We start from the raw sequence: 26,576 nt of genomic DNA, 5'->3' as shown, positions 1-26,576 counted from the left end.
CAAGCTATGATTATAACGATTATTTAATTAAAATTAGCTAGAATGTTGTAAAAATTCCAAAATAAATTTAGAAGGTAAGTATATGAAAAAAATATTTTGTTTATTTTTCTTTTTTTTAAGTCATATTTTAGCTATTGATCTTAATTTTAACACCTATTCTAGCAATTTCACGCAATCAGTAAAATCAAAAGATTCAACCCTTTCATACTCAGGACATTTTATCTTAAGTCAAGAACAAGCTTATTGGAGCTATGACACTCCAAGCAAAAAAGAAATATATATCAATAAAAATCAAATCATCTTAGTAGAACATGATTTAGAACAAGTTGTTTTTTCACATCTTGATAACATCCCTAACCTTAATGAAATTTTTAAAAAAGCAAAGCATTTAAATGACAATCAACTGATCGCAAAATATGAAAATATAAATTATACTATCACGCTCAAAGATAATGAAATTCAAAGTATTGCTTATAAGGATGAATTTGAAAACGATATTTTAATCACTCTAAACCATCAAATCAAAAATCCTACTATCAATCCTGAAGTTTTTAAACCCAAATTTCCTAATTATTACGATATGGTTCGCTAAGATTAAGGCATTGTTGAATTTGTATCCAAATTCAACTCAAAGCCTTTTTCTTCAGAGCTATTATTTTCTTTAAAAATTTGCGGTGGATTTGCAATCAAATCTCGCTTTATCTTCTCTTCTATATCTGAAGTCATTTTAGGGATATTAAGAGTATTGATATCGATTTCTCCATTGTCATATTGATTTTGTGTATTATCATCTTGAAAAAGTTGATCTATTTGTGGAGTTTCTATATTGGAAATATTTGGAACCGTGGGAGTTTGAGGAAGTTCTAAATTATCAAGAGCTTTTTTAACTTCGCTACCTACATTTTTTTCCTTAGCTTCAGTACTTGCCAAGAAACGCTTAAATTCTTCTAAATCAAATTTTTCTACTCCGCTTAGAGATAAGATATAAATCTCGTTGATTTTAATTTTGTATTTTTTATCTATAAATTTTTCTAAAGTTTTTTTAAAATTATTTTTTCCAAGCTCTGTAAAAATATCTTCATAAAAAAATCCAGAAATCACGGTATTTACCGCATCTGTAAGCTTGTTTTCATTTTCTTTTATTTTCTCGCCTTCAAATTCTAAAGAAATTTCAATTTTTTTAAGTACATTTGCTCCGCTTTTTGAGTATAAATCTGTTCTTATTTTATCAAGCTCTAAACTTTGTGCATTAAGGCTTAAAGATAAAAAAGCAAGTAAAAATATTTTTTTCATTCTCATCCTTTTAAATGATATTATTTTCCAATTCAAGATCTAAAAAATCATTATTTTGATAAAATTCTCTCACACTTATATCAAATTTTAAAATACTAGCAAAATAGGCTTTAAAATTTATTCTTTTTGTAAAATAAATTTTAAGAGTAGCAGGATTTATAGCACGCGATAAAGCCACATAAAGTTGTCCGTTTTCAAAAATATGATCAATATCGCATACTAATTTTTCTATACTCATACCCTGTGATTTATGTATGGTAATAGCATAAGCTAGTTTAATAGGAAATTGACTTACGCTTGCAAGTACATTGATAAACATTTCATTATTATTTTGCTCAAGCTCTTCCATAAAAAATACATAGGGTTCAAGCATAATTTTAATACCATTGTTTTTCATGATACCAATATAAGTCTTATCCTCTTCATAAGTGATACTTTCGATGATGCCTTGCTCGCCATTATAATATCCCTTATCCCAATTATTCACACAAAAAATAACGCGTGCGCCTATTTTGAGTTTAAGCTCGTCTAAAATATTTAAACTTTTTATCCAAGTTTGAATTTTGTGCTCATCTATATCTTTAGATTCTTTGCAAATTTCAGCCTTAAAACAAACAAGCGGACTTTCAAGCTTGCTTAATCTATCATCATTGACAGCATTTACCTTTTTATTTATACTACAAAGCAAGGTATAATCATCATCTAATTCTTCTAATTCTTTTGTATTGATACATAAATTTTCAAAAAAATTTAAAATTTTATCATCTAAAAATCCTTGCCTAATCAAGGATAAATTTCCATAAAATTCTAAATTATGCGTTCTTTTTGGTTGAGTTAATTTGATATTTTTAAATTTTAATTCTTTCCAAAAAAAGGAAGAAAAAGCATAGGTAGAATTTAAAAAAAGATTTTCTTTTTTCTCTTTAATCACGGGCGGTAATTGAAAAAAATCACCCACAACTAAAATTTTACCATCAAATTGCGAATTTTTCAATCTAAAACCTATCATCTCAAAAATATCAGCACTTACCATAGAAATTTCATCGATGATGATTAAATCAATTTTTTTAAGATTTTCTTTTAACTTTAAAATCTTCTCTCTTTGTTTTTGATTGCGATCAAAAACGCTAAGCGTATCCATATCTTGACAATAACCCAAACAAAAAAAACTATGCAAGGTTGCCCCTGCTATATTAAATGCTGAAAGTGCGCTAGAACCAAGAGCTATAACGACCTTGCCTTGTCTTTTGTAAGAGCGTATGAGTTCATTGGTTAAAAAACTTTTCCCAACGCCTGCGCCACCACTTAAAAAAACATTATCATAGACTAAAAATTTCTCTAGTTTATCAAGCATTATATTTCCTTGGCTTTAATTATAACTACTTTTTGTAAAAGGTTGATTATGAAAATTTGGCTATATCCTTGTCTTACAGCACTATTTTTTACCGCTTGTTCTATAAAAGAAACAAAATTAAGTCCAACCCCATCTCAAACTATTTTAAATTTTAAAGATCAGCAAGACTCACACTATGCAAAACTCGAATTTGATCAAAATATCAGCATTTTATCCAAAATGAATCAAAATATAAATTTTGATTCTCAAAAATACAAACAACTTTTTTTTAGCCCATGGCACAGCTCTTTTAAAACTTTAAAAAATCAAAATCTTTTTTGGTCATTTTCTTTATATACAAATCCTAAAAATACTTATTATTTCTTTAACAAGCAAGTAATTCCTTTATCATGGTTTGAAAAAACTATAGATAATGCAAACACTAAAGAGCTAGGCAAGTTTGATAAAAAAGCTTTAGTAATACAAAACACCCTTATTAAAAATATCCCTACGCAAAGAGCGATTTTAAAAAATCCTTTTCTTGAAAATGAAGGAATTCCTTTTGATTATGCAAGCGATAGTATTTTAAATGCGGGTACTCCTATTTTAGTTTCGCATTTTAGCAAGGATAAGCGTTATGCTTTTGTATTAAGCGAAGCAGGGGTGGGTTTTATAGAAAGCAAAGATTTGGAATTTTTCTCTAACAATAGAGCGCAAATTTATGAAAAGCTTAACTTTCTTACACCCCTAAAAGAAAAACTAGCTATTTTAGATGAGGATGGAAATTTTTTCTTTGAAAGCAGAATCGGAGCGCTTTATCCTTATTATAAGGAAGATAAGAATTATTTTTACGGAAAAATAGGCCCTAAAAAATACAAGATATCTAAAGATAATGCAAGTAATTTTCCTCTAAGCTTCAATGATGAAAATTTAAAAAATCAAATTTCTGAAGTTTTAAATTTGCCTTATGGCTGGGGTGGTTATAATTTTGAAAGAGATTGCTCTTTACTTACTCGTGATGTCTTTTCAGCTTTTGGGCTTTATTTGCCAAGAAATTCAGCTGCGCAAAAAAATTCTTTTACGCATTTTGATATAAACACTCTTGATAATTCTCAAAAAAAAGATTTCTTAGATCGTTTTGGAAAAGCTTATTTAAATTTACTCTATTTGCCTGGTCACATAATGCTTTATGCAGGAAAAATTTCAGATAAAAATGTCGCTGTGCACAATATATGGGGATTAAGAAAAGACGAAACCCAAAGACTGCTTATAAGCTCGAGCGTTATTACTAGCTTAGAAATTGGAAAAGATGAAATTTCAAAAGAAAATTTATTGCTTTCAAGACTTAAAGAGGTAAGTTTTATTTATTTGAGTAAAGAAGAAAAAGAACAAATTACAAATTATTTAGAAAAGCTAAAAAACAAAACGGACTAATTTTAAAAAGCCCTTATTAAAGAGCTTTTTAAATTTTTAATCAATAAATCTTTTCGATAAATCACCAAAATACTCTATGCGTCTATCGCGTAAAAAAGGCCACCAACGACGCACATTTTCACTTCTTTGTAAGTCAATATCGACAAGCTTTATGCATTCATTTTCACTATCTAAAATACAAATTTCTTCACCTTGTGGTCCAAAAACAAAAGAATTTCCCCAAAATCTTATCCCCTCTTCTACACCACTTTTATCCTCTTCAAAACCCACTCTATTGACTGCTATAGTATATAAACCATTAGCAATAGCATGTCCTTTTTGAACCCCTAGCCAAGCGCCAAGTTGCCTTTGTTTTTCTTCTTTTTCATCCTTGTCAAACCAACCAATAGCAGTAGGATAAATCAGAATTTGAGCTCCTTTTAAAGCCATAAGTCTAGCTGCTTCAGGATACCACTGATCCCAACAAACAAGCACTCCAAGCTTTCCTAAACTTGTATTTATAGGCTCAAAACCCAAATCACCTGGGGTAAAATAGAATTTTTCATAAAAACAAGGATCATCAGGTATATGCATCTTGCGATATTTTCCTGCTATACTTCCGTCTTTTTCAAAAACTACAGCAGTATTATGATAAAGCCCCGCGCTTCTTTTTTCAAAAAGTGAAGTAAGTAAAACTACACCGTGCTTCTTTGCTATACTCGACCAAAACTGCACATCTTTTTCATAATCATTTGCCAAATCAAAAAAATCTACATTTTCACTTTGGCAAAAATACTCGCTTTGATGAAGCTCTCCTAAGCAAACAAGCTCGGCTCCTTGCTTGGCGGCTTGTTCGATAAATTCGCAAGTTTTTTCTATGGTTTTTTCTTTAGTAAAATGAAATTTTTGTTGAATTAGTGCAATTTTCATTGTCTTTGCCTTTCTTGTTCTTCATCATCATAAGGATCTAGGTGAATTTGTATATCCCATTTTTCCCCATTAAACATTTCACGCACACCATTTTCTATCTCATCTGAAACTTTATGTGCGCTTAAAAGCGAAATTATAGGACAAAACACCAAATGAACGCTTAAATAATTGCAATTTGGAGTTTTACGCGTTTTTAACTCATGATAAGAAATCACTTCAGGATTACTAGATATTAAAGCGCAAATTTGATTAACCTGCTCCTTAGGCAAAGCCTCATCCATTAAAAAAGCTAAAGCTTTTTTAATAATTTTAAAAGCAGAAAATGCAGTATAAAGACTCACGACTATGCCAAAAATCGCATCAATAATATGCAAATTTGTAAAATAAATCAAAACTAAAGCTGCTAAAGTAAAAGCATTAGTCAAGCAATCTGTTTTATAATGTAAAGCATCACTTTCTATAATTAAGCTTTTAGTTTTTTTAACTACATGATTTAAAAAAAGTACAAGTAGAAAAGTAAGTATTAAAGCAAAAATCATTACATAAATACTTGCATTTAAATTAATAATTTCTTCTTTATAATAAATTTTTAAAATACTTTCATAAAAAATAAAAATCCCTACTGATACGATGAAAACACCTTCTAAAAGTCCCATTAAAGCTTCGATTTTAGAAAAACCAAAATTATAATTTTCGTTTGCTTTTTGAGAACTTTTTTTTAAGGCTAAAAAGTTAAAAGCCGATATTGCAAAGTCCATCAAAGAATCAATCGCACTTGAAAGTACAGCTACTGAACCGCTTATTATACCCACTACAAATTTAATCAAAGCCAATACTATAGCGCATAAACTTGCTATAAGCGTTGCCTTTTTTTGTAAATTCATCTTAGACCCTTGAAGCGGTTTTGACAAGAGCAGTGTAAAGAGCCATTTTGGCGTAAAAACACTCTTGCATCTACGCCTATAATCTTGCGTTTAGGTAAAGCCTTAGCCAATCTTTGCCTTATGATTTCATCATTTTCATCCTTATAAAAAGGCATAATCAAGGCATCATTTACAAAAACAAAATTTGCATAAGTGGCTCCAAGTCTTCTTTCTTCATAATACAAAGGCTTTGGCAAGGGTAGCTCTACTAAATTAAACCCTGTGGCTTCAAGTTCTTTTTTCATCTTTTGCAAGGGTATATAATGCTCATCTTTTTCATCTTCGCAAATAGAATGCGCTATAGTATTTTTATCGATAAATCTTGCTAAAGTATCGATATGATGATCTGTATCATCACCTTTTATAAAACCATTTTCTAGCCAAATAATTTGTTTTAAGCCAAAAATTTCTTTTAATTTTGCTTCAATTTGGCTTTTGTCTAAATGAGAATTTCTGTTTTCATTTAAAAGACAATTGGAGCTTGTAAGCATTACGCCTTCGCCATTAAAATCAATACTTCCACCCTCTAAAATAAAATCGATTTTTGTAAGCTTTTCATTAAATTTTTCTTTAAAAAGTTTAGAATTTACTTCATTATCTAGTTCGCTTTGAAATTTATTTCCCCAAGCATTAAAAGTAAAATCAAGAGCTTTTAAACGATTGTCTTCTAAAATATCAATAGCACCAAAATCGCGTATCCATGTATCATTAGTATCACATACAAAAAATTCTACATTTGCTATATTTTCAAATGGAGCAAAGTCGCTTTTACTAGGAGCGATAAGTAAAACCTTTTGAAATTCACTTGCTGCTTTAACAAAATCCTTATAAGCCTGTATAATCTCTCCTAAATAAGGCTTCCAATCGCTCTTTTCATGAGGTAAAGAAAGCATTAAATATTCTTGCTCACTCCATTCGGGAATTGATTTTATCATTTAACTACCTTTTTTGATAATAAAATTATAATTGTATCATTTTTTAGTTTTTTGTCAAGTCGAAGAAAAACACTCCTAACTAAGGAGTGTGGCATGTTATTTAAAGAATATTTCCATCTCGCCATTGTTAAGGATTAATTTGCCATTTTTATTTGAAATTGTAAAACTTCCTTTAAAATTTGAAAGAAAAGCATTTTCAAATTCCATAACATCCAAAGGATGGCAAAGCATTTGAGTTGAAGCGACACGATCTCCTTGAATTTCTAAAGTATTTTCATTACTTTGATAAGAACCAAAGAAACGATTACATCCTGCATAACCATAAAATTTATTATTTTCAAAACTGATATTTGGGTTTTCTTCAGCATTTTTAGGATCAAAGGTTTTACCATTAACTACGATTTTATCTATTTCAAAAAGCTGATTTTGCATAAATTCATTGCTGATTTTAGAAGTTGACTTTGAATTTACAGAAGTGCTAGCACAACCAGCAAAAAAAGCTGCAGCTAAAACAATTTGCAAAGTTTTTTTCATATTTTTCCTTTAAATTTGAAATTGACTCAATTCACTTTCTAAATTATGACACACTATTTTTAACTCATCTGCCACTTGAAGTAGAATTTTAGAGATTTCCTCATTTTTACCGCTTGCTTCAACATTTTCTCGCATATGTATAAGTAAATTTTGAATATTTTCTTGCGAAATTTTAATCCTCTGAGTGCATTGGGTCACAAGATTTTTAGAATTTTGATTGCAAAGTTTTACTTCGTTTGCACTACTTGCAAGCAAATGGGTATTTTCATTGAGTGAAAAAATACTATGAGAATTTTCCTTAAGTTCCTTAGTAACCTCTTGTATGCTCTCTAGGAGTTCTTTGATTATAAGCTCTACATTGTGTAAAAATTCCTCACTATTATTAGCCAAAGCTCTAATATCTTCAGCAATGACAGAAAAACCTTTACCATAACTACCCGCTCTAGCAGATTCTATACCTGCATTTAAAGATAAAAGATTGGTTTTGTCTGCTATTTCGCCCATCATTTGTGTAGCTTTTTGTATATTTTGTGCATATTTGACCATATTTTCAATTTTTAGTGCCAAGTTGTTTTCATTTTGCACTAAATCACTTACTTTTTTATCAATTTCAAGAAGTGAGTGTATCATCTGATCTAAGAGCTGATAAGATTTATCATTTGCTTTATTTGCATCGCTAGAAAGATTAGATATTTCATCCAAATCCGCCCCTATATCAACGCCTAGCTTAAAACTAGAATCTATCTTTTGATGACTAGAAGTTGAAATTTCATTAAGCTCTATAGCATTAGAATTTAAAAGTATGCTTTGTTTTTCTACATTTTTGGAGTTAAGACTTGCACTGCTTACTGTTTTTTGAGTTTTCTCTATAAATTGGTTAATATACTCGCATGCTTTAGCGATTTCATCACGCCCTTTAACCCTTATCCTAGCTCTTAAATTCCCACTTCCTTGTGCTAATTCTTTGGCATGGCTTAAAAGTTCCATAATAGGATTTCCTACAACCATTTTAAGCACAAAAAGTACCACTACAAGCGTAAAAATTAAAGCTATAGTAAAAATCACTATATAAGATCTACTCGTTTTTGCAATATCTTTTTCTATGTTTTCTAAAGAATGATATACATCCATAACACCCAAAACACTACCCAAATTTGCATTGGCATGACAAGCTATACAACTCTCATCTGCGATCAAAGGACGAATAAGCCTTAGGTGATTAATATTATCAAGCTTTTGCTCTAAAGAAATTAAATTAGGCTGTGTAAATTGATCTATAATGAGCTTTTCTTGTGAAATTTTAGGGTTTTTAATCTCAAAAAGTTCTATGGTTTCTTTCGAAGGGTAAATTTTAATATCACTAATACCTTCTATCGTTTTAGCATCTTCAATAGCTTCTTGAATTTTTTCAGGATCACCTAAATTCATAGCCATTCTCATGGTTTGAAAGACAGAAGAACTAACGGTATTTAAATTAGATTTACTCATCTTATCTGCGGTATTTTTAAAGTCTAAATTTAAAATCAATTGCATAGCAATAAAACTCAACACCAAAACAACAAAAATCGCCGCAGAAACTTTAAAACCTATAGTTCTAAACATTTTTTTCTTTCTTTAAAAATTTATTTTATTTTACTTTATTTTTGTTTAAAATTATTTAAATAATATAAATTATATCTTATTTTAACACACTCAATTAATGTAAAAAATGTCTCACTCCTGTAAAATAAAGCGCTATACCATACTCATTTGCTGCTTGTATCACTTCATCATCTCTTATGCTTCCACCTGGTTCTACTATGGCTTTAACCCCTACTTTACTTGCTTCGTCTATGCTATCTCTGAAAGGAAAAAAGGCTTCACTAGCTAAAACGCAACCTTGCAAATCAAGCCCCATTTCTTTAGCTTTAGCGATCGCTGCCTTTGCTGCATCGATTCTACTTGTCATACCCATTCCTATGGCTACCATAGCGCCATTTTTTACATAAACAACATTGTTTGATTTTGTAAGAGCTGCAACTTTCATAGCAATCTCAAGATCTTGAATTTCTACTTGACTTGCTTCTCTTTGGCTTACAAGCTTGGCATTTTTAAGCTCGTCTTCACCCACTTCATCGCTATTTTGATATACAAAGCCCCCATCAATATGTTTAAAATCATAGCTATCAAAACTTCTAATCAAATAAGGACTTTCTTGAGTAAAGATTTTAATACGCTTTTTACCCTCAAATACAGCCAAAGCTTTTTCATCTACATTTGCTGCGATAATCACTTCTACATAAATTTCATTGATCTTATTTGCTAAAGCCTCATCAAGGGTTCCATTTACAGCAACCACTCCTCCATAAGCACTTATACTATCGCATTTTAAAGCATGTATATAGCTTTGTACTAAATTTTCTTTTATCGCAAAACCGCAAGGATTGCCATGTTTTACGATAGCAATAGCAGGAGCCTTATCAAAACTACTTGCTAAATTTAAAGCTGCATTAATATCAGTAAGATTGTTAAAACTTGCCTCGCCTTTTAGAGCCTTAAAATTGGTACTAAAAAAGGCATCAAATTCATACAAAGCTCCTTTTTGATGTGGATTTTCGCCATATTTTGTATCAAAAACTTTTTGACCTATTATGAATTTACTCGCTCCAAACCCCCTATTAAATCTTTCATTCATATAATTTGCAATATAAGCATCATAATTTGCCGTATGCTCATAAGCTTTTATCATCAAATTTAGGCGAAATTTCTCATCATTTTCACCCTTTTTTAAAGCTTCAATCGTCTTTTCATAATCAAGCGGATCGCAAAGCACCATCACATCTTTATAATTTTTAGCCGCACTTCTTATCATCGCAGGGCCGCCTATATCGATATTTTCTATAATTTCATCAAAATCATCGCTCATTATAGTGGTTTTTTTAAAAGGATATAAATTTACACAAACTAAATCAATGCCTAAAATTCCATTTTCTTTTGCTTGCTTGATATGACTTTCATTGCTTCTTTTATGTAAAATTCCGCCGTGAATTTTTGGATGCAAAGTTTTTACGCGCCCTTCAAAAAGCTCAGGACTTTTTGTAAATTCACTTACTTCTACAACCTTTACTCCATTTTCTTTTAAAAGCTTAAAAGTACCGCCCGTTGAAAGTAGCTCAAAACCTAGATTTTCAAGTTCTTTTCCAAATTCTACTATACCTTCTTTATCGCTCACACTTAATAACGCTCTCATATTCACTCCTTTTTTTAAATTTCGTTTGAAATATTTTTATAAATTTAATTTATACTAGATAAAGTCCACTCATTCTTAGATAAGATTCTTAAAGGAAAATATTTTTCTTTTAAAATCATTTTTCTAAATGCTTTTTAATTTTTTCATAAGCTTCGTTGATTTTTTGAAATTTTTCTACACCTTTTTTAAGCTCTTCTTCGCTGACATTGTTTGCATTTAAAATATCAGGGTGATATTTTTTAGCTAAAGCTCTATATTGTTTTTTTACCGCGTTTAAATCCGCATTATTTGAAAGCTCTAAAATACGATAAGCCTCATCAAGGCTTAGTTCTTTTTTAGTACTTTTTAAATTTGAAATACTCGCAATAAAATTATCAAGCTCACTTTTTGCAATATCAAAAGCTTTTGCAATCTGCTCTAAAATTTCACGCTTTTTTGCACTAAAATCTGCATCAACCAAGGCCATAAACACAAGTACGCGAAGCACATTAAAGCGTTCATTTTTCGGTAAAGGAACTTCTTTTAAAAAATCCTTTGCCACATAAAAAGCATCGTGGATATTTTCTTTATGCTCATTAAAGCTTGCTTTTAAAAAAGCCCTTTCTCTTTCGTCTTTGGCGTTTGCATCTAAAATTTGACTGATCATTTCTGCTTCATTTTCGCTTACCCTACCATCACTTTTTGCTATCTTTGCCAAAAGTGCGATGACATAGTAATTTATACACCTTTTAAATTCATCTATCCTCTCTTCCATAACTCCGCGAGCAAAGCCTTTAGCAAAACCTTTGGCTCCTCGCGTGGCTGAATTTAAAAAATCTTGCTTTCCCCAAGTTTTATAATACCAATAAAACACTAAGATAGTTAAAATAATTAAAACAAATATCATTGAATTTGCTCTTTAAAGCTATCAAAATAAAGTTTATTAAGTTCGTCTTTGCTTAAATTTATACTATCAAGTTTAAAACTTTGCTCTTTAGTGCTAAAACCTAGTTTTGTAGCTTTTACACCCAATTCATGTGCTAGTTTTAAAAATGCTTCTTCATTTTCTTTATCAAGGCCTACGATAGCACGACTAGCACTTTCATCAAAAATCATTTTTTCATCACTAAAGCCACTATTTAAATTTGCACCCATACTAGAAATAGCAAACATTTTTGCTAAAGTCATAGCAATACCCCCTATTCCTACGCTATTGGCACACTCAAGTAAAGAATTTTGATTGGCTTTATAAAGCAAATTCCAAAGTGCAAGTTCAGCCTTATAATCAAGCTCTTTGAGACTACCTGCTACCTTTTTATCCTGTATTTTCATAGCCATTGAAGCCGCAAATTCTCCAAAACTTTCACCTAAAAGATAAACGATAGTATTTTCTTTTTCAAAATTTGCTTTTAGGGTTTTATTTGCATCTTCTAAAACGCCCACATTAACTATAGTTGGACTTGGAAATATGCTAACACCTTCAGTTTCATTATAAAGTGAAACATTGCCGCTTACTACTGGGGTATTTAACTCTTTACAAGCTTCTTTAATGCCTTCGCAACCCTGTGCAAATTGCCACATCACTTCAGGATTTTGCGGATTTCCATAATTTAAACAATCACTTATTGCCAAAGGCTTAGCCCCCGTGCAAGCAACTTTTCTTCCTGCTGAAGCTACTGCTAAAGCGGCTCCAGTTTTAGGATTTACATAATTTAAACGCGAATTACACTCTATAGCCATTGCTACACTTGCACCATTTTCTTTGATGCGTATCACACTCGCACCTAAAGCTCCATCTGCTTTTATAGTATTTGTTTGCACACTAGAATCAAACTGATCATAAATAAAGGCTTTGTTGTTAATGTTTTCATTTTTTAGCATTTTTTCAAAAAGCTCTTGTTGAGACATTTTAAGCGTGAAGTTATAATCTTTAATTTCATTTAAATACTTTGGTTCACTCACAGGACGATCCAAAATCGGCGCTTTTTCACTCAAAGGATCAATAGGTATAAGCCCTACAAGCTCATCATGCCAAAAAAGCTCCATTTTTCCAGTATCAGTTACTTCGCCCATAACCACAGCATCCAAATTCCATTTTTTAAAGATTTCTATAACCTTATCTTCATAGCCTTTTTTAGCACAAATTAACATTCTTTCTTGAGACTCACTCAGCATTAATTCATAAGGCGTCATACCGCTTTCTCGCATAGGAGTTTGATCAAGATAAAGCTTCATACCGCTACCACTTCTTCCTGCCATTTCAAAAGAGCTTGAAGTAAGTCCTGCTGCACCCATATCTTGAATACCTACAATATAATCTGTTTTAAAAAGCTCCAAGCAAGCTTCCATTAAAAGTTTTTCACTGAAAGGATCGCCAATTTGAACAGTAGGTCTTAAACTTTTACTTTCTTCATTGAAGCTATCACTTGCCATTACAGCTCCACCTAACCCATCTCGGCCCGTTTTAGAGCCTACATAAATCACAGGATTTCCTATGCCTTCGGCCTTAGCATAGAAGATATCTTCACTTTTACAAATACCCAAAGCAAAAGCATTGACTAAAATATTTCCATTAAAACACTCATCAAAAGCACATTCTCCACCTATAGTTGGCACTCCCATGCAATTTCCATAATGAGAAATTCCACTTACAACCCCTTTAACAAGGTATTTTTGATGTTTGCCACATTTCCCATCATGGATATCGCCAAATTTTAAAGAATTCAGCCCTGCAACCACTCTTGCACCCATGGTGAAAACATCACGCAAAATTCCCCCTACTCCTGTAGCCGCACCCGCAAAAGGCTCTATAAAACTAGGATGATTGTGACTTTCTACTTTAAAAACGGCTGCCATGCCTTGACCTATATCGATAACCCCTGCATTTTCACCTGGCCCTTGAATCACCCAAGGAGCTTTGGTTGGAAAACCATTGAGATATTTTTTACTGGATTTATAAGAACAATGCTCGCTCCACATCGCAGAAATGACACCTAGTTCAAGTAAATTTGGCTCACGCCCTAAAATTTCTAATATTTGTTCATATTCCTCATCGCTGATTTTATGTGCTTTTATTGTTTCTTTGTCCATTTGTATCCTTTCATTTTCCTAAACAAAAATTACCAAACATTTCATCTAAAATTTCATTTCTATCGAAATCTTTAGTAAATTTTGCAAGTTCGCCAATGGCTAAATTTAACTCAAAGGCAAACAACTCTAAAGAATTTTCACTGAGTAATTCTTTAGCCCTTAAAATCGCTTCGCTTGAAATTTTACAAGCATTAATAAGAGCGATAGAACTAACTAAAAATCCATCACTATCTAGCGAATTTAAATATTTTTCAAGCTTTTCTTTTAAAATTTGAATATCGTTTTGAACACTAAGTTCTATAAAATCAATATCACAAGGTTTATCAAATTGAGTTTTTAAATCACTTTTATTTAAAAGATAAAAAATCTTTTTATCGTTTTGACTTAAAAGCTTAAAAATATTTTCATCCTCTTCATCTTTTTTTCTTGAATTATCAAAAATAGCTAAGATAATATCTGCATCTTCAATGCTCTTTTTACTAAGCTCTATACCGATTTGCTCAATCTCATCTTTACTTTCTCGAATTCCTGCAGTATCAATAATACGCAATAGATGCGTACCTAGTTTAAAACTCTCTTCTATGGTATCACGAGTCGTTCCAGCTATATCAGAAACAATAGCTCTTTTATAAGAAAGCAAGGCATTTAAAAGAGAAGATTTTCCAACATTAGGCTTACCCACAATAGCGATTTTAAAACCCTCTATCAATCCTTTTTTACTTTCTGAAAGTGTATAAATTTCTTTTAGAATTTTAGAATTTTCTTCACACATTGTGCTAATTTGTTCTAGTAAATCAGAAGGCAAATCATCATCAGCATAATCAATACTCGTTTCCACAAAAGCTAAAGTTTTTACCAAATCTGTGCGAATTTTATCAAGAAGTTCTCCCAAGCTTCCTTGCATATTTCTTGCGATAATCTTTGCTGCATTTGCAGATTTTGCTAAGATTAAATCCTGTATATTTAAAGCCTTTAAGGGACTCATTTTACCCCTTAAACAAGCTCTTTTACTGAATTCTCCAGGTTCTGCTAGTCTTGCTCCTAAGCTTATCAACTCTTCAAGCAAAATTTCACTTACACTAAAACCACCATGCACTTGAAATTCAACTATATCTTCACCTGTAAAACTAAAAGGGGCTTTAAAATAGATCACTATGGCTTCATCAAGGAATTCATTTTTTTGATTAAAAAGCTTTGTAAAAGTTGCATAGCGGGGGCAAAGTTCATTTTTTTTGCTTAATTTTAAAGCAATTTCAAGCGCTCTTTCCCCGCTTAATCTTATAATCGAGATAGAACCCACTCCATGGGCAGTTGCAATAGCTACTATAGTATCATTCATCTTTTTTAAAAAAATCGTTAATTACAACATATCTTTGATCGTTGTTTTGTTTGATACCTACATATTTATTTGGAAATTCAGCCCTTAATTTTTCTAAAGCAATTTTAATCAAAACTCCGTCTAAAGGTTTTGTCTGACCTCTTCCATTGATTTTAACTTTTTCAATTACACCTTGAAGATAAATTTGCATTCCTTGAATTTGATTTTCTAAAAATTGTGCAATTTCAAGACGAACTAAAAGATTGTATTTGAGGTTGATCCAATTATGCAAAAGATAAGAAATAGCCTTGTAACGATGAGCCTCTTTACCAATTAGCAAGGCTGCATCATCACCATCTAAACGGATAAAAACGCTTTCTTCATCATACATTCTTAACTCCACTAAAGAGATATTAAAACAAGTTGCTTTTAATAAATTCTCTAGCTGTATGCGAATTTCATCTAAAATATCTTCCTTATTGCGAGTTCCTCCGCTTTCTTTGTGAAAGCTATCAAAAATTCCATCGCTTTTGACAACATATTTCTCTTTAGGTTTAACTTCTCTAGCCTCTACTTCAAATTCTTTTTTATTGTCTATTTTACTTCTATCATCGAATTTGCGGTAAGGTTTTTCATAATTTCTATGAACATCATTTTTGGACGCATTAAAATCTTTTCTAGAATTTTTTTTACTATAAGGCTGTTTTTTAGCTCTAGCTTCGATGATAGCATTTTTGCGCCAAAAGCCTAAAAATCCATTTTTGGAATACTGAATGATTTCATATTCTAAATCTATAACCGAGCATTCAAGGCTTTTTGAAGCTTCTGTTAATGCACTTTGAAGATCTTTTGCTTCAACTCTCATTTTTTCACTCCGCTTGTTTTTTATGATGTTCTTTTGCAAACATTTTATTGATTACCCATTGTTGTACCAAAGAACAAAGATTATTAACAAACCAATAAAGAGTAAGACCCGCTGGAAAAGTAATAAAGAAAAAGGTAAAAATGATAGGCAAGAATTTCATAATTTTTGCTTGCATAGGATCTTGTATGGTCATAGGGGTGATTAATTGCTGTATAAACATTGTTACACCCATTAAAATAGGTAAAATAAAATAAGGATCCATTACTGATAAGTCGTGTATCCAAAACGCCCAAGGGGCAGCTTTTAGCTCTATAGCATTGAGTAATACGCGATAAATAGCAAAGAAAATAGGAATTTGTAAAAGTATAGGCAAACATCCGCTCATAGGATTTGCACCATGTTTTTTATAAAGCTCCATCATATGCATATTCATTTTTTGAGGATCGCCTTTATAGCGCTCTCTTAATTCTTTCATTTTAGGTGCTAAGTCTTTAAGTTTATTCATGGAAATCATAGATTTATAGGTTAATGGGAATAAAATTATACGAATAATTAAAACCATTATAACAATAGCCCAACCCCAATTTCCTATATGATTATGTAAAAAATTTAAAAATTCAAACATAGGCTTAGCTATAAAAGTAAACCAACCATACTCTACAACAGCTTCAAGACGCGGATCTATAGATCTTAAAATCACATGTTCTTTAGGGCCCATATAACCACCGGCTTTAAATTCATTATCACTCATCGCAAATACCAAAGGATTATTTTGAGCATCTTTACTGATAGTTACATTTAAAGGTTTTTCAAAATTATAAAAGAAGGCAGCATAATATCTATCAAAAGCCGAAGTCATCCAAGCATTTTTAATATTCTCATCCTTGTCCATATCGCCATCTTCATAAGTATGGATGGTTTCTTGATCATCCATAACCAAAGCTCCATGAACTGTATAGCTATCTACTGCTATGCTTGGACGATAACCTGGACTTATGAAATAATTTATATTTTTACTTAATTTAACTTCAATATCGTAATTACCCTTAGAATAAAAAGTGATTTTCTTTTCAACAATTAAATCTGAAAGCTGTTGGGTAAGTTTTAGTGTCTTACTGCCATTTTCATCGATAAAAACTTCACTCATATCCGCAGCATAAGGCACGCTAAAGGCTTGCGTATTGATAGCAGGATCGCTAAAACGCATCTCTAAAGGATAAGGCAAATTTCCTTTGCTTATAAGATTGATAGCTTCGCCTTTTTCATTTTGGTATTTTTTATCTTGAAGATAAAAATTTACAATTCTGCCTAAAGAGTCAATCTGCGCTTCAAAATGCTCGCTTTTAATATCGGCAATGATTTTATCTTGAGGTATTGTATTGCTAGTTGCAGCTACATTTAAATTCGCTTGTGGATTTTGTTGTGGAGCATTGATATTGGTTGCGTTTTGAGAATCAGCTTGTGTAGTAGTAATGTTTTGCTCTAATTTTATTTGTTGCTTAGGTATAAAAAAATAATCATACACAACAAAAAATAAAAAAGAAATAACTACAGCTAAAAGAATGCGTTTTTGCTGAAAAATATTATTCGAATTATTCACTTATTTGTCCTTTGAAAGATAATTTTAACAAGATAAAAACTTTTATCCTGATGGTGGGGTATATATAAAAAATAAAGCTGTTTTTGCGCCAAAAAAATAGGCTTAAAACATAGATTACAAGAAGTAATATTTTTAGTAATTTTTGGATAGTCAAATCCCCCTTTAAAAAAAGGATTGCATTTTAAAATTCTAAAAAAACTTGAAAAAAATGCAAGAATACAATTTCTTTTTTGAAATTGCCAAAAGGCGTATTCTGAACATGTGGGATAATATCTACAAACAGGGGGTTTTAAAGGGCTTAAAAATTTTTGATAAAAGCGAAGAGTTTTTAAACATACTATTTTAAACATTCTAGTTTTTTTAATCCCCATTTTAGATTTTTTTCTAATCTAGAAAAAGGAAATTGAGTGATTTCACTTTTGGCAACAAAAATATATTTTCCATTTTGAAGTTTGTTTTCAAATTGAGTAAATAAAGCTCTTAAAATACGTTTTGAGCGATTTCTAATCACTGCTTTTCCAACTTTTTTACTAGCAACAACTGCCATTTTTTGCTCATCATTTTTAAGATAAAAGATGATAATGCCATCGCAATACCACTTTTTACCTGTTTTATATACGGCTGAAAATTCTTCGTTTTCGCTGAATTTACCAAAAGTTTTCACACAGCGAGTCTTTTTCTACCTTTAGCGCGTCTTGCGTTGATCACCTTGCGACCATTTTTAGTCTTCATACGAACGCGAAAACCATGAGTGCGTTTTCTTGGGGTACCATGTGGCTGATAAGTTCTTTTCATTTCAATTTTCCTTAAAAAAATATAAAATAAGCTTGTATTTTATCTTAATCTTACTTATAAATTGCTTTTAATTAAGAGTATTTTTTATTTTATTTTGATAAATTTGCAAAATCAAATCAACAAAGGAATATTTAAAAAATGCCAAAATTTGAAATTACAACACTCAAGCGTGAAGAATTGGATATTTTGCTTGAAATGATTAAAGAATTTGCGCAATACGAAGAGATGGAAGATTCTTTACAATGTTCAAAAGAAAAACTTGAAACTTCTTTATTTGATAATCAATTTGCCCGAGCATTTTTACTTAAAGAAGATGAAAATATCATAGGATATATGATTTATTTTTATACTTTTTCATCCTTTTTGGGAAATGGTGGAATTTATTTAGAAGATATTTACATAAGAAAAATTTTTCGCAAGAAAGGCTATGGGCGAGCAGTTTTTAAATTTTTGGGACAAATATGCAAAAAAGAGAATTTAAAAAGACTTGATTGGGTGTGTTTAAATGAAAATATTTTAGGTATAAATTTTTATGAGGGTTTGAAAGCGCAGCATTTAAAACAATGGCGTAACTATCGTTTAAGTGGAGAAAATTTAGAAAAACTTTGTGAGCTATGATAAGAACTTTACATTATCTAAAGGCCATGGGTTATGATTTTACGGATGAAAATTTAAAACTCCATTCAAAAATAGAAAATTTTAAAGATTTAAGAAAAAACATTCAAGAATGTACTCTGTGTCATTTTTCCAAATCACGCTGCTTTACGCTTATGGAAAACGAGATAAAAAATGCCTCTCTTATGATCGTTGATACACTAGCGCATAAAAATGAAAATGAAAAAGGAGTTTTGTTAAATTCAAAAAAAGGAGAAAGATTAAAATTTTATCTCAAAGAAATTTTAGGACTTTGCGAGAAAGAATTTTATTTTTCTTATCTTTTTAAATGTTTTTCTAATGGAAAATTTGATGATTTTTCGCTACAATCTTGCTTGCCATTTTTTTGGAATGAGTTAGAACTTGTCCAGCCTAAAATGATTCTTTGTTTAGGTGAGTATCCTTTTAAAAGCTTGGGTTTTTCAGACTTTAACGCTCTTAGAGGAGAAATCTTTGCTTATAAAAATTTCTTTATAATGGCAAGTTTTGAGCTTGAATTTATAGAAAAAAATCCAAGCTGTGAAAAAATTTTTATACAAGATCTAAAAAAAATTAAAGGATTTTTATGAAGAAAATATTTTTAATCTTATGTTTATGCTTTGGCTTTGTTTTTGCCAAGGAGCAAAAATTAGTCGATGTTAAACCTGCTGAAAATTTTTATCCAAAAATAAGCACACAAGAATGTGACTCAAACTGCCTACTAGAACTTTTAGAAGCAAGGCTTTATCTTAGTTTTTTGAGCGAATTTGTTGATCAACATGATCAATTTTTATCAAATATTTATGCCAAACTTTTAAATTCTATTACGGATTTTGACAAAAATTTACAAAAAATCACTTCTGTAAAGCTTGCCATCATCATACCTGAAAAAACTATAAAAAGTTATTCTAATACCATAATCAACTCAAGCATTGCCTATCTTTTAAGCCAAAGGGCCGAAATTAAAGTTAAAGTTTTTTTAACCGGCACAGAAGACAATGATAAAATTCGTTCAACACTCGAGCAAGTTCAAGCTCAAGGCTATCAATACGCTATTGCTGCACTAACACTTAAAGGCGTGAATCAATTAAAAGATTATTCAGGAGATATGAAAATTTTCATCCCTACTCTTCATAAAAATAATGTTTCTTTTTCAAATTTAAACAAAAATATAATCTTTGGAAGCATAGATTATGATGCTCAAGTGTTAGCACTTTTAAACAAGGCAAATTCCGATATAGCAGCCTTTAGCGATGGATCTATGCTTTCGAGTAATTTAAATTCTCGCGTACTTGAACAAAATGCAAATACAAGATTTTATCGTGTTGAGGGAGAAAAACTTGATTTTTATAGACTCTTACGCTCGCAAGGCAGTTTAAATAATGCTTCAATATTTCTCAACACTCCTTTAATCAAAACAGCACTTATAAGCTCTCAATTACGCGTATATAACATCCAACCTTTTGTGCTCTTATCAACTCAAATCAATTATAATTCTACATTTCTAAGTCTTACTCAAGAAGGGGACCGTAAAAATTTTATTCTTGCAAATTCTATTGATAATCACGATGATAATCTATCATATCTAAACGAAATTTTTAATCAAAGCATAGATTACAACTGGATAGCATATGCTACGAGCATAGGAACAGATTATTTTTACACTCAATTTTTAAATACCAAAAGCGATAGCCTTTTTGATGAAAAAATTCAAAATTCTCAAATTTTATATAAAGTTCGCCTCATGAAAGGATCTAAAGCTAGTTTTGAAGAATTAAAATAATTCTTCAAAAAGCTTTTTAATTCCCGCATCTATCTTAGCAGGCTTCTCATTTTGAATATACGCAAGGGTAAGTTCAACCTTAAAAAGCAAAATCTCATCTCTATAAATCTCTTGCGCAATATCAACTGAAGCATTTTTTATTTTTAAAAGCTTTGTTTTAACCTCTATAATATCACCAAGTTTAGCTGACTTTATAAAAAAACAATTTGCTTTTGTTAATAAAAAATGTCCCTTATTAGCATCAAAAATCGGTGCATTTTTAGCAAAAAAAATTTCACTTCTTGCTCTTTCACAAAATTTTAAATAATTACTATGATACACTACTCCTCCAGCATCTGTATCTTCATAATATATGCGTATTTTCATTTTAGAATCCTTTTGTCAAAAATTCAATCAAAAACTAATGTATCAAAAAATATGTTAAATTTTTCTAATTTTAAACATATCTAAATGAAATTTTATCCATATTTAAAAAGTAATCAAGCTTTACATTATTATAAAAATTAAAATTAAAATGCAGTTTTACTTTTTAAGATATCTTGAAGCTGCCATACAAAACAATATTAAAGAAGATAAGATTCTTTTTGAGAATCTTACCCTAAAAGCATTGGAAAAGTATATTAAAGATTTTGAGTGATTTTTTAATCTTTAATGCCATTTTCTTCACCAAATTTTAGTATCTTAGCTCTAAGCTCCTTTGGGAAATTATATCTATAAATAGCAGGGATTCTTGGATCAAGGAGTTTGTCTAAATATCCTCTTTTATAAATCCATTCCAATCTTTCAGGCGTAAAATAATAAGGGGCATTAGGATAGCCTTGAGGAGGAGTGAGGGCTGCGAGTTTGGCACTTAATATTAGGGTATCCATAGTCAGTTTAGCAGATCTTTCATCTCTTTCGTTTCTAATATCTACATCAAAATTAGTTTTCATCCCATTTCTATATCCATCCATAGCATCATCAAATTCATTTCTACTTTCAGGAGTAGAATCCACATCTCTTGGATCTTTTAATTTACCTTTTTCAATATCATTATATAAAGCCCAAATGATTCTGCCTTCTTCATCATAGGCAAAATCATATTTATTTAAATCAATCACCCAATCTGCTCCCATAATCTCATCTATAAAAGGTAGCATACCAAATTCATTAGGCTGTATAGTTTTAGCTAATTCTTTTACCAATTTAGCCCTTAAAGGATTTTTTTTTATGTATCCCTGCCATACCTATACCTATTTCTAAAAGATTATCAGCATAATTATAAATTCCTCTTTTTATACCTAATTCTTCATATCCTCCACCTGTGAGTTGAATATATAAAATAAAACATTGTATCATTCTGGCATTAAAGCCATGATTTTTAGAACGCACAAAATATTCAGGTTTTCCTAGTATTCCTGCTGCTATACCCCATTCTTGTCTAAAAAGAGAAGATTTTAAGGTTTCTTTATTATTGTTAACTTCATCATAAATATAGGCGTATTCTTCATTGATTAAATATCCTTTTTCATCTACATTAGCATAAGCATCATAGGGTATATCTATAACTGTACTTCTTATACCACTTCTTATAATTAGATATTTATATCTTTCTCTTTTAGTTTTTAAAGATTTATAATAAGCTTTTTCTGCTTTAGTCCAAGGAGCTATGCTTCCTTTGATAGGATCTTTTAAATATATGCTTTGCCATTCTGTAAATTCAAGTAAAGTAGAAGCTTTACCTGTATAAAAGTTAGGATCTAGATACTTGGGTTGATAGTCTTTGTAGGGGGAGTTTTTCATAATATAATAAGATTTAAAAACCGCTTTGGAATATTCTTCGGTATAATTGCCTGTGGGTTTAATATTTTCTTTAAATAGTATTTTATTGGTATCTTTTTCCACATCTAATGTTAATCCATCGGGTGTATAAATCTCATAAGTTTCGCTCATTATTTATCCTTCGTAAAATCCAATGTAAAATCCAAATAAACTCATCTATTAATTTTTCCTATCCATCTTATAATATTACCCTTATCATCAATCTCTACTTCTAAATCTTTGTATTTGTTGTAAAATTTAGGAGCTAAAATTTCATTAAAGTATTTTGTGCCTTTGGGGGTTGTTGCTACCCAGATATTGTATTGTGACCAATATTGTGGTGTATCCCAAGAAACATCATTTAAAATAAGACTATATCCACCCTCGTCTAATGTTTCAGGATCGTCCAAATCTCTAATAAATTTGTCTTGATAAAAGAAATTATCTCTAAAATATATCCAAGCTTGGTATTTATCTTCTTTATAATAAGATAAGTTTGAGGGATAGTCTATTTTATTTCTATCTTCTTCATCGCAATAAGAACCAAAGTCTATATATCCTGCTAAGAATAGTTGTCCTAAGATGTTTATATATTCACTTATATAGGTAGGTTTGGGTGTATTTAAAGAGAAAGGGTTGCTAAGATTGTCAATGTTACAAGTACCCAATAAAATTAAATTATTACATTCCCATCTTGATACGCCCATGCTTTTTCCACAAATAAATAAAATATAATACTCAAATAACTCTAAAATATCCATTTTTGTTATCAGGCAAGAAGATATAATTAAAGAGGGATTATTGTAGGCATTTTCTTTTAATTGTGTTTTCTTCCATAAGCTATAATCTATATCAGGAAAAAATATAGCACATTTTTCTTCTTTATTCCATTTGATATAATTATACTTCATTTTTCACCCCATTTTCTATATGTATTGTTCTAAGATTTCCTCTTGGTTTATTAGAAATTACCTCTATGGTCTCACCTCCACTTTTAGAAGCTTTTTTATATTGTATAATAGTTTGATCATCTAATTTTCTCATTTTTATAGTACCTCCAAGTTTATCTTGATTTATATCTTTTAATATGTCTGCCCCATCTGTAATCTCTTCCCAAATTTCTTTTATTTGTTTATTATCCTTAACCCAGAAAATATTCTTGCTTCTACCAAGTCCTAATTCTTTAGAAGTCTTAAGATTGTATTTATTTTTTAACACCTCTATCACTTCTTGTTTAGTGGCATATTTGGATTTTTTCTTAATAATATTTTTTGCATTTTTAGGATTTTTCACTGCACCAAGCATTGCTAAGGCATCACCGATAATGCTGACATTTTCAAGTGAATTTGAAATATCTTCCACTATACCTTCTAATGGGGTAAATAAAGGCTTTATAGCTCCGCTTGATGATTTTTCCCATTCTTTAAATTCATCAAATATTATCTCAATAAACTCTCCACTACCATCTTGTGTTTGTATTCTTATAACATTATCAGGGATGATTTCTTGAGTATTGTTATAGTTTTCATTGGTGTGAGCTTGTGTGGTATTTGTATCATCTTTTATATTATCACTTATAAGCATATCTTTATCATTTGCGTTAAAATAATCCTTAGTATAAACATTAAAGCGACACACATTTTCATTATCAAGCCACTCATCTAAACCTTTTGCAATTTCAAAACCAATCTTTTGCATTTTAGCAGGAGCTAAAAAACTCTATGATGGATGATGTTTTCATTTTCTCTATAATCTTTATCATATTCATGTAGCTGTGTAAAATACCCTACTCCTAGATCTTTGTTTTTAAATTCTTTATAAGCACTTTTATAAACTTTGGCAATGTTTTTGGGGATAACAAAGATTAATTTTAACAAATGCATACCAAGTCTAATCTCACACTCTTTAAATTCATAATCTTTACTAAAGTCTTGTTTAAGAGTATTTAGTACATTAATATCATTTAGATTGAATAAATCATTTTTAGATAATTCTAATTTATCTAAACCTTGTTCGTTTTGATATAGGGTATCGTTTAGATATAAATTAGTGAAAAGATTGTCTTTTTGATATTTGTGCTCTTTATAATACATTCTTAATCTAGCTTCTTTTAACTCTATTTGATTTTTGCTTTGTTCTCCTAAGCCCTCCTCAGGATCAAAGCTGTGATCAAATTTAAACTTAGTAGGGGTAAAGCTTACTTTTAAAGCAAAGCCTTTATCTGTTTTACAAGCTGAGATGAGTTCTTGTAATATAGCGTATTCTCCATTTACTTTCTTTTGAGATAAGGAGCCTTTAATATCCACTACCTTAGTACAAGGATAACTTACATTAGCTATAGTGTGAGGACAAGCTACTATACTAGAGTTTAATAAATCACTTTCTAGCATTATAGGGATACCATCACTTTTAAAGGATTTTCCTTTGTTTGATTTAAGTATGACTTTGCCTCCATGGATACATTCTAGGTTTTGATTTTCTAAAAGAGCGTGAAGTTTGGCTATGCTTTGTTTTTTATCTACTTGTGTGGTTTTTTGTTCTTTTAGAGTGTTTGAAATTAAATCTTTGTATTCTAAGCTTTGTTTGCTTAAGCATTCTAATTTGATATTTAAAGAATTTTCTACAATAGAATAATTAAGCAAGCAAAGTTCATCATTTTTATAAAAGATACTAAGTCTTCCTAAACCACTGCCTTCATCTTTAGGAGAAAAATAATAACCGGGTATATCTTGTTTTATAAGATTATCTTGATCTAATTCTCCAAAGTAAAAAGGATTATTAGGAAGTTCGGTGGAGCCTGTAAGGAGGGTGGAGTTTAGGAAGATATAAGCTTGATAGCTTTGGAGTTCTTCAAAAGTAAAATCTGTCGTTGCTTCTAATTTATAAAGTTCTTCATAAATGCTTTGACAATCAATGATGCTTTTATTTTCACAAAATAAATAAATACTTTTTTATCTTTATGAATAGAATATAAAAAGTCTCTACCTATCATAATTTTCCTAAATAATACCTATTTTGGCTTTTCCACTAAAATATAAAGCTTGCGATATTTTACAAACTCCACCTAAATACCGCTCATCCCAAATTTGATCTTTTAGCCTATAAACTTTTGAATTATATCCATATATTTTTGTTATATTGTTAATATTTTCAAGACATTTCATATCTTTATAAACTGCAATGAAAATTCTAAATTCCCCAATGGCAATTTTATGGGCTAAATTTTCTTGATTGTTAATAAAGGAACAATCTTTTCTGTATTTATTAAAATCATTTTTATCAAGAATTAAAATATATTTTTCTTTTTCTTACACCTTTAAAATAAAATCTATAATTTCTGTTTAACTAATAATAGGAACTTTATAACTTGTATAATAACTATCTCCAAGCTCTTCTAAAATACCATTGGTTTCTTGCATTATAGTGACTATTAATGAAAGAGAATACTCAAAGTGGTTAATCTTTTCTGGATGGTTTTTATTGAACCCAAAAGAGCTATTTTTATTAGTAGCATTATTTTTTAACACAAAAGTTTCTGTATAAATTTAATATTTTTCATAAAATGATTAAGATACTCTATACACTCACTAAGGCTTTTATCTTTAACTTTGTTATAGTTAGCATCTAATTCTAAAAGATAAGAATAAAAATAGAGAGTATTAACAAGAGGTTTTATGGAGCGATCGTTTTTTCCTGTATATATACCTAAGGCATTATAATTAAGCCTATGCTTCCAAGAAAGACTAAAAACCTTGAAACGCTTTTTGTAGATTTAAAGATGATTTTATAAATAAATTTTAATATAAGATAAGAAAGAATAGTAGAAATTATAATAAGAAGTAATATGTATGTCATGGGTTATCTCCTTAGACTCTCTATTTTATTAAAATTAAGATATAGTTTATAAGTTATATTCAGCAGTATAACTTTTTCTTTATCATTAAAATAATAGAGCTTGTTTTTTCATATATTTTTATCCTTTATAGTTTATATTTTTAGTCTTTGATTTGAGAGATAAGTTCTTTAGGATTCATCAGTAACTTTGTCCTGTATATTTTTCATCACTTTTTATAAATTTACCATTGGTAAAATAATGAAAAGATCCTCCGCCTGCACTTTTACG

General features: G+C 30.2%; 28 protein-coding genes and 2 pseudogenes. 6 read left to right on the top strand and 24 right to left on the bottom strand.

Features of this window, described 5'->3' with window-relative positions; genetic code table 11:
• The first annotated feature begins 82 nt into the window (after positions 1 to 82).
• A complete protein-coding gene (gene lolA / locus KAR67_RS01445; protein ID WP_002799757.1) occupies positions 83 to 592 on the top strand; it encodes a LolA-like outer membrane lipoprotein chaperone in 510 nt (169 codons plus the stop codon).
• 2 nt (positions 593 to 594) lie between these two features.
• Here lolA and KAR67_RS01440 read toward each other — a convergent pair whose 3' ends face one another.
• Entirely contained in the window at positions 595 to 1,293 is a 699-nt protein-coding gene (locus KAR67_RS01440) for a flagellar basal body-associated FliL family protein (RefSeq protein ID WP_002842851.1), read from the bottom strand.
• Between the two features lie 10 nt (positions 1,294 to 1,303).
• Positions 1,304 to 2,647, bottom strand: a complete 1,344-nt coding sequence (locus KAR67_RS01435) for a DEAD/DEAH box helicase (RefSeq protein WP_002786184.1) — start codon at positions 2,645 to 2,647, stop codon at positions 1,304 to 1,306.
• A gap of 48 nt (positions 2,648 to 2,695) precedes the next feature.
• Here KAR67_RS01435 and KAR67_RS01430 point away from each other — a divergent pair, with 48 nt between their 5' ends.
• Entirely contained in the window at positions 2,696 to 4,060 is a 1,365-nt protein-coding gene (locus KAR67_RS01430; protein ID WP_038846029.1) for an SH3 domain-containing C40 family peptidase, read from the top strand.
• Between the two features lie 36 nt (positions 4,061 to 4,096).
• On the opposite strand, the gene KAR67_RS01425 is transcribed toward KAR67_RS01430, so the two are convergent.
• From KAR67_RS01425 to rpmH, 14 genes are all read right to left on the bottom strand, one after another.
• The gene (locus KAR67_RS01425; protein WP_002782288.1) at positions 4,097 to 4,969 is read right to left on the bottom strand and encodes an N-carbamoylputrescine amidohydrolase; all 873 of its coding nucleotides are present in this window, start codon (positions 4,967 to 4,969) and stop codon (positions 4,097 to 4,099) included.
• Positions 4,966 to 5,853 carry a cation diffusion facilitator family transporter gene (locus KAR67_RS01420; RefSeq protein WP_052780865.1) on the bottom strand — a complete coding sequence of 296 codons (888 nt, stop codon included), beginning with the start codon at positions 5,851 to 5,853 and terminating at the stop codon, positions 4,966 to 4,968. The genes KAR67_RS01425 and KAR67_RS01420 overlap by 4 nt, the downstream gene beginning before the upstream one ends.
• Positions 5,850 to 6,827: an agmatine deiminase family protein gene (locus KAR67_RS01415; RefSeq protein ID WP_002776887.1), complete on the bottom strand. Its 978-nt coding sequence runs from the start codon at positions 6,825 to 6,827 to the stop codon at positions 5,850 to 5,852. The genes KAR67_RS01420 and KAR67_RS01415 overlap by 4 nt, the downstream gene beginning before the upstream one ends.
• Before the next feature lie 96 nt (positions 6,828 to 6,923).
• A complete protein-coding gene (locus KAR67_RS01410) occupies positions 6,924 to 7,361 on the bottom strand; it encodes an META domain-containing protein (protein WP_002776884.1) in 438 nt (145 codons plus the stop codon).
• A gap of 9 nt (positions 7,362 to 7,370) precedes the next feature.
• Positions 7,371 to 8,963, bottom strand: a complete 1,593-nt coding sequence (locus KAR67_RS01405) for a methyl-accepting chemotaxis protein (protein ID WP_002793730.1) — start codon at positions 8,961 to 8,963, stop codon at positions 7,371 to 7,373.
• 94 nt (positions 8,964 to 9,057) lie between these two features.
• Positions 9,058 to 10,590 carry a bifunctional phosphoribosylaminoimidazolecarboxamide formyltransferase/IMP cyclohydrolase gene (gene purH, locus KAR67_RS01400; RefSeq protein ID WP_002805852.1) on the bottom strand — a complete coding sequence of 511 codons (1,533 nt, stop codon included), beginning with the start codon at positions 10,588 to 10,590 and terminating at the stop codon, positions 9,058 to 9,060.
• 115 nt (positions 10,591 to 10,705) lie between these two features.
• Positions 10,706 to 11,476, bottom strand: a complete 771-nt coding sequence (locus KAR67_RS01395; protein WP_131235501.1) for a DnaJ family molecular chaperone — start codon at positions 11,474 to 11,476, stop codon at positions 10,706 to 10,708.
• Positions 11,473 to 13,659, bottom strand: a complete 2,187-nt coding sequence (gene purL / locus KAR67_RS01390) for a phosphoribosylformylglycinamidine synthase subunit PurL (RefSeq protein ID WP_002788572.1) — start codon at positions 13,657 to 13,659, stop codon at positions 11,473 to 11,475. Before purL ends, KAR67_RS01395 begins: the two co-directional genes overlap by 4 nt.
• A gap of 10 nt (positions 13,660 to 13,669) precedes the next feature.
• Positions 13,670 to 14,998, bottom strand: coding sequence for a tRNA uridine-5-carboxymethylaminomethyl(34) synthesis GTPase MnmE (gene mnmE / locus KAR67_RS01385; protein ID WP_052778954.1), 1,329 nt, complete (start codon positions 14,996 to 14,998; stop codon positions 13,670 to 13,672).
• Positions 14,991 to 15,842 carry a Jag N-terminal domain-containing protein gene (locus KAR67_RS01380; RefSeq protein ID WP_002788570.1) on the bottom strand — a complete coding sequence of 284 codons (852 nt, stop codon included), beginning with the start codon at positions 15,840 to 15,842 and terminating at the stop codon, positions 14,991 to 14,993. Before KAR67_RS01380 ends, mnmE begins: the two co-directional genes overlap by 8 nt.
• Before the next feature lie 4 nt (positions 15,843 to 15,846).
• Complete coding sequence (gene yidC, locus KAR67_RS01375) at positions 15,847 to 17,442, bottom strand: membrane protein insertase YidC (RefSeq protein ID WP_002776868.1); 1,596 nt, start codon at positions 17,440 to 17,442, stop codon at positions 15,847 to 15,849.
• Complete coding sequence (gene yidD / locus KAR67_RS01370; protein WP_072212086.1) at positions 17,439 to 17,783, bottom strand: membrane protein insertion efficiency factor YidD; 345 nt, start codon at positions 17,781 to 17,783, stop codon at positions 17,439 to 17,441. The genes yidC and yidD overlap by 4 nt, the downstream gene beginning before the upstream one ends.
• Positions 17,780 to 18,106 carry a ribonuclease P protein component gene (gene rnpA / locus KAR67_RS01365; RefSeq protein ID WP_002776865.1) on the bottom strand — a complete coding sequence of 109 codons (327 nt, stop codon included), beginning with the start codon at positions 18,104 to 18,106 and terminating at the stop codon, positions 17,780 to 17,782. Before rnpA ends, yidD begins: the two co-directional genes overlap by 4 nt.
• Positions 18,103 to 18,237 carry a 50S ribosomal protein L34 gene (rpmH, locus tag KAR67_RS01360; RefSeq protein WP_002776864.1) on the bottom strand — a complete coding sequence of 45 codons (135 nt, stop codon included), beginning with the start codon at positions 18,235 to 18,237 and terminating at the stop codon, positions 18,103 to 18,105. The genes rnpA and rpmH overlap by 4 nt, the downstream gene beginning before the upstream one ends.
• Positions 18,238 to 18,375: 138 nt before the next feature.
• On the opposite strand from rpmH, the gene KAR67_RS01355 reads away from it, so the two are divergent.
• Genes KAR67_RS01355 through KAR67_RS01345 form a run of 3 tightly spaced genes read left to right on the top strand, consistent with a single transcriptional unit; the run spans position 18,376 to position 20,653 of the window.
• Positions 18,376 to 18,855 (top strand): GNAT family N-acetyltransferase, encoded by a 480-nt coding sequence (locus KAR67_RS01355; RefSeq protein WP_002809968.1) that lies wholly within the window; start codon positions 18,376 to 18,378, stop codon positions 18,853 to 18,855.
• Positions 18,852 to 19,460, top strand: coding sequence for a uracil-DNA glycosylase family protein (locus KAR67_RS01350; RefSeq protein ID WP_002776832.1), 609 nt, complete (start codon positions 18,852 to 18,854; stop codon positions 19,458 to 19,460). The genes KAR67_RS01355 and KAR67_RS01350 overlap by 4 nt, the downstream gene beginning before the upstream one ends.
• Positions 19,457 to 20,653, top strand: a complete 1,197-nt coding sequence (locus tag KAR67_RS01345; RefSeq protein WP_002776831.1) for a hypothetical protein — start codon at positions 19,457 to 19,459, stop codon at positions 20,651 to 20,653. The genes KAR67_RS01350 and KAR67_RS01345 overlap by 4 nt, the downstream gene beginning before the upstream one ends.
• Here the strand turns inward: KAR67_RS01345 and KAR67_RS01340 are convergent.
• Positions 20,645 to 21,019 carry a YbgC/FadM family acyl-CoA thioesterase gene (locus KAR67_RS01340; RefSeq protein WP_002776830.1) on the bottom strand — a complete coding sequence of 125 codons (375 nt, stop codon included), beginning with the start codon at positions 21,017 to 21,019 and terminating at the stop codon, positions 20,645 to 20,647. The two genes, KAR67_RS01345 and KAR67_RS01340, sit on opposite strands and share 9 nt — an antisense overlap.
• Positions 21,020 to 21,167: 148 nt before the next feature.
• Between KAR67_RS01340 and KAR67_RS09805 the strand changes: the two genes are divergently transcribed.
• Positions 21,168 to 21,290, top strand: coding sequence for a hypothetical protein (locus KAR67_RS09805; RefSeq protein WP_002776829.1), 123 nt, complete (start codon positions 21,168 to 21,170; stop codon positions 21,288 to 21,290).
• Between the two features lie 4 nt (positions 21,291 to 21,294).
• On the opposite strand, the pseudogene KAR67_RS01335 reads toward KAR67_RS09805, so the two are convergent.
• The 7 genes and pseudogenes from KAR67_RS01335 to KAR67_RS09865 all read right to left on the bottom strand — a co-directional run.
• Positions 21,295 to 22,585 (bottom strand): annotated as a pseudogene (locus KAR67_RS01335) (hypothetical protein).
• Between the two features lie 41 nt (positions 22,586 to 22,626).
• The gene (locus KAR67_RS01330; RefSeq protein ID WP_002803398.1) at positions 22,627 to 23,364 is read right to left on the bottom strand and encodes a hypothetical protein; all 738 of its coding nucleotides are present in this window, start codon (positions 23,362 to 23,364) and stop codon (positions 22,627 to 22,629) included.
• A complete protein-coding gene (locus tag KAR67_RS01325; protein ID WP_131235502.1) occupies positions 23,354 to 24,151 on the bottom strand; it encodes a hypothetical protein in 798 nt (265 codons plus the stop codon). The genes KAR67_RS01330 and KAR67_RS01325 overlap by 11 nt, the downstream gene beginning before the upstream one ends.
• 11 nt (positions 24,152 to 24,162) lie before the next feature.
• Entirely contained in the window at positions 24,163 to 25,095 is a 933-nt protein-coding gene (locus tag KAR67_RS01320; protein ID WP_131235521.1) for a hypothetical protein, read from the bottom strand.
• 357 nt (positions 25,096 to 25,452) lie between these two features.
• The gene (locus tag KAR67_RS09545) at positions 25,453 to 25,617 is read right to left on the bottom strand and encodes a hypothetical protein (RefSeq protein WP_223212464.1); all 165 of its coding nucleotides are present in this window, start codon (positions 25,615 to 25,617) and stop codon (positions 25,453 to 25,455) included.
• 177 nt (positions 25,618 to 25,794) lie between these two features.
• Positions 25,795 to 25,980 carry a hypothetical protein gene (locus KAR67_RS09540; protein ID WP_225982069.1) on the bottom strand — a complete coding sequence of 62 codons (186 nt, stop codon included), beginning with the start codon at positions 25,978 to 25,980 and terminating at the stop codon, positions 25,795 to 25,797.
• 506 nt (positions 25,981 to 26,486) lie between these two features.
• A pseudogene (locus KAR67_RS09865) lies at positions 26,487 to 26,576 on the bottom strand (tRNA 2-selenouridine synthase); the annotation flags it as partial.

The organism is Campylobacter sp. JH32 (assembly GCF_017846535.1).
Classification (GTDB): domain Bacteria; phylum Campylobacterota; class Campylobacteria; order Campylobacterales; family Campylobacteraceae; genus Campylobacter_D; species Campylobacter_D coli.
The sequence above is the reverse complement of the archived record's forward strand: the minus strand, read 5'-3'. Positions and strand labels throughout refer to the sequence as shown.

What these genes read in the sequence shown, in the direction of transcription:
- KAR67_RS01380 (WP_002788570.1), bottom strand. Translation starts at nt 15,842, where the DNA reads ATGAGAGTTGAAGCAAAAGATCTTCAAAGTGCATTAACAGAAGCTTCA.
- KAR67_RS01425 (WP_002782288.1), bottom strand. Translation starts at nt 4,969, where the DNA reads ATGAAAATTGCACTAATTCAACAAAAATTTCATTTTACTAAAGAAAAA.
- purH (WP_002805852.1), bottom strand. Translation starts at nt 10,590, where the DNA reads ATGAGAGCGTTATTAAGTGTGAGCGATAAAGAAGGTATAGTAGAATTT.
- KAR67_RS01350 (WP_002776832.1), top strand. Translation starts at nt 18,852, where the DNA reads ATGATAAGAACTTTACATTATCTAAAGGCCATGGGTTATGATTTTACG.
- KAR67_RS01420 (WP_052780865.1), bottom strand. Translation starts at nt 5,853, where the DNA reads ATGAATTTACAAAAAAAGGCAACGCTTATAGCAAGTTTATGCGCTATA.
- KAR67_RS01395 (WP_131235501.1), bottom strand. Translation starts at nt 11,476, where the DNA reads ATGATATTTGTTTTAATTATTTTAACTATCTTAGTGTTTTATTGGTAT.
- KAR67_RS09545 (WP_223212464.1), bottom strand. Translation starts at nt 25,617, where the DNA reads ATGAAATGTCTTGAAAATATTAACAATATAACAAAAATATATGGATAT.
- KAR67_RS01435 (WP_002786184.1), bottom strand. Translation starts at nt 2,647, where the DNA reads ATGCTTGATAAACTAGAGAAATTTTTAGTCTATGATAATGTTTTTTTA.
- lolA (WP_002799757.1), top strand. Translation starts at nt 83, where the DNA reads ATGAAAAAAATATTTTGTTTATTTTTCTTTTTTTTAAGTCATATTTTA.
- KAR67_RS01415 (WP_002776887.1), bottom strand. Translation starts at nt 6,827, where the DNA reads ATGATAAAATCAATTCCCGAATGGAGTGAGCAAGAATATTTAATGCTT.
- rpmH (WP_002776864.1), bottom strand. Translation starts at nt 18,237, where the DNA reads ATGAAAAGAACTTATCAGCCACATGGTACCCCAAGAAAACGCACTCAT.
- KAR67_RS01325 (WP_131235502.1), bottom strand. Translation starts at nt 24,151, where the DNA reads ATGCAAAAGATTGGTTTTGAAATTGCAAAAGGTTTAGATGAGTGGCTT.
- KAR67_RS01410 (WP_002776884.1), bottom strand. Translation starts at nt 7,361, where the DNA reads ATGAAAAAAACTTTGCAAATTGTTTTAGCTGCAGCTTTTTTTGCTGGT.
- KAR67_RS01405 (WP_002793730.1), bottom strand. Translation starts at nt 8,963, where the DNA reads ATGTTTAGAACTATAGGTTTTAAAGTTTCTGCGGCGATTTTTGTTGTT.
- KAR67_RS01430 (WP_038846029.1), top strand. Translation starts at nt 2,696, where the DNA reads ATGAAAATTTGGCTATATCCTTGTCTTACAGCACTATTTTTTACCGCT.
- KAR67_RS01340 (WP_002776830.1), bottom strand. Translation starts at nt 21,019, where the DNA reads ATGAAAATACGCATATATTATGAAGATACAGATGCTGGAGGAGTAGTG.
- purL (WP_002788572.1), bottom strand. Translation starts at nt 13,659, where the DNA reads ATGGACAAAGAAACAATAAAAGCACATAAAATCAGCGATGAGGAATAT.
- mnmE (WP_052778954.1), bottom strand. Translation starts at nt 14,998, where the DNA reads ATGAATGATACTATAGTAGCTATTGCAACTGCCCATGGAGTGGGTTCT.
- KAR67_RS01345 (WP_002776831.1), top strand. Translation starts at nt 19,457, where the DNA reads ATGAAGAAAATATTTTTAATCTTATGTTTATGCTTTGGCTTTGTTTTT.
- KAR67_RS09805 (WP_002776829.1), top strand. Translation starts at nt 21,168, where the DNA reads ATGCAGTTTTACTTTTTAAGATATCTTGAAGCTGCCATACAAAACAAT.
- KAR67_RS01330 (WP_002803398.1), bottom strand. Translation starts at nt 23,364, where the DNA reads ATGAAGTATAATTATATCAAATGGAATAAAGAAGAAAAATGTGCTATA.
- KAR67_RS01440 (WP_002842851.1), bottom strand. Translation starts at nt 1,293, where the DNA reads ATGAAAAAAATATTTTTACTTGCTTTTTTATCTTTAAGCCTTAATGCA.
- KAR67_RS01355 (WP_002809968.1), top strand. Translation starts at nt 18,376, where the DNA reads ATGCCAAAATTTGAAATTACAACACTCAAGCGTGAAGAATTGGATATT.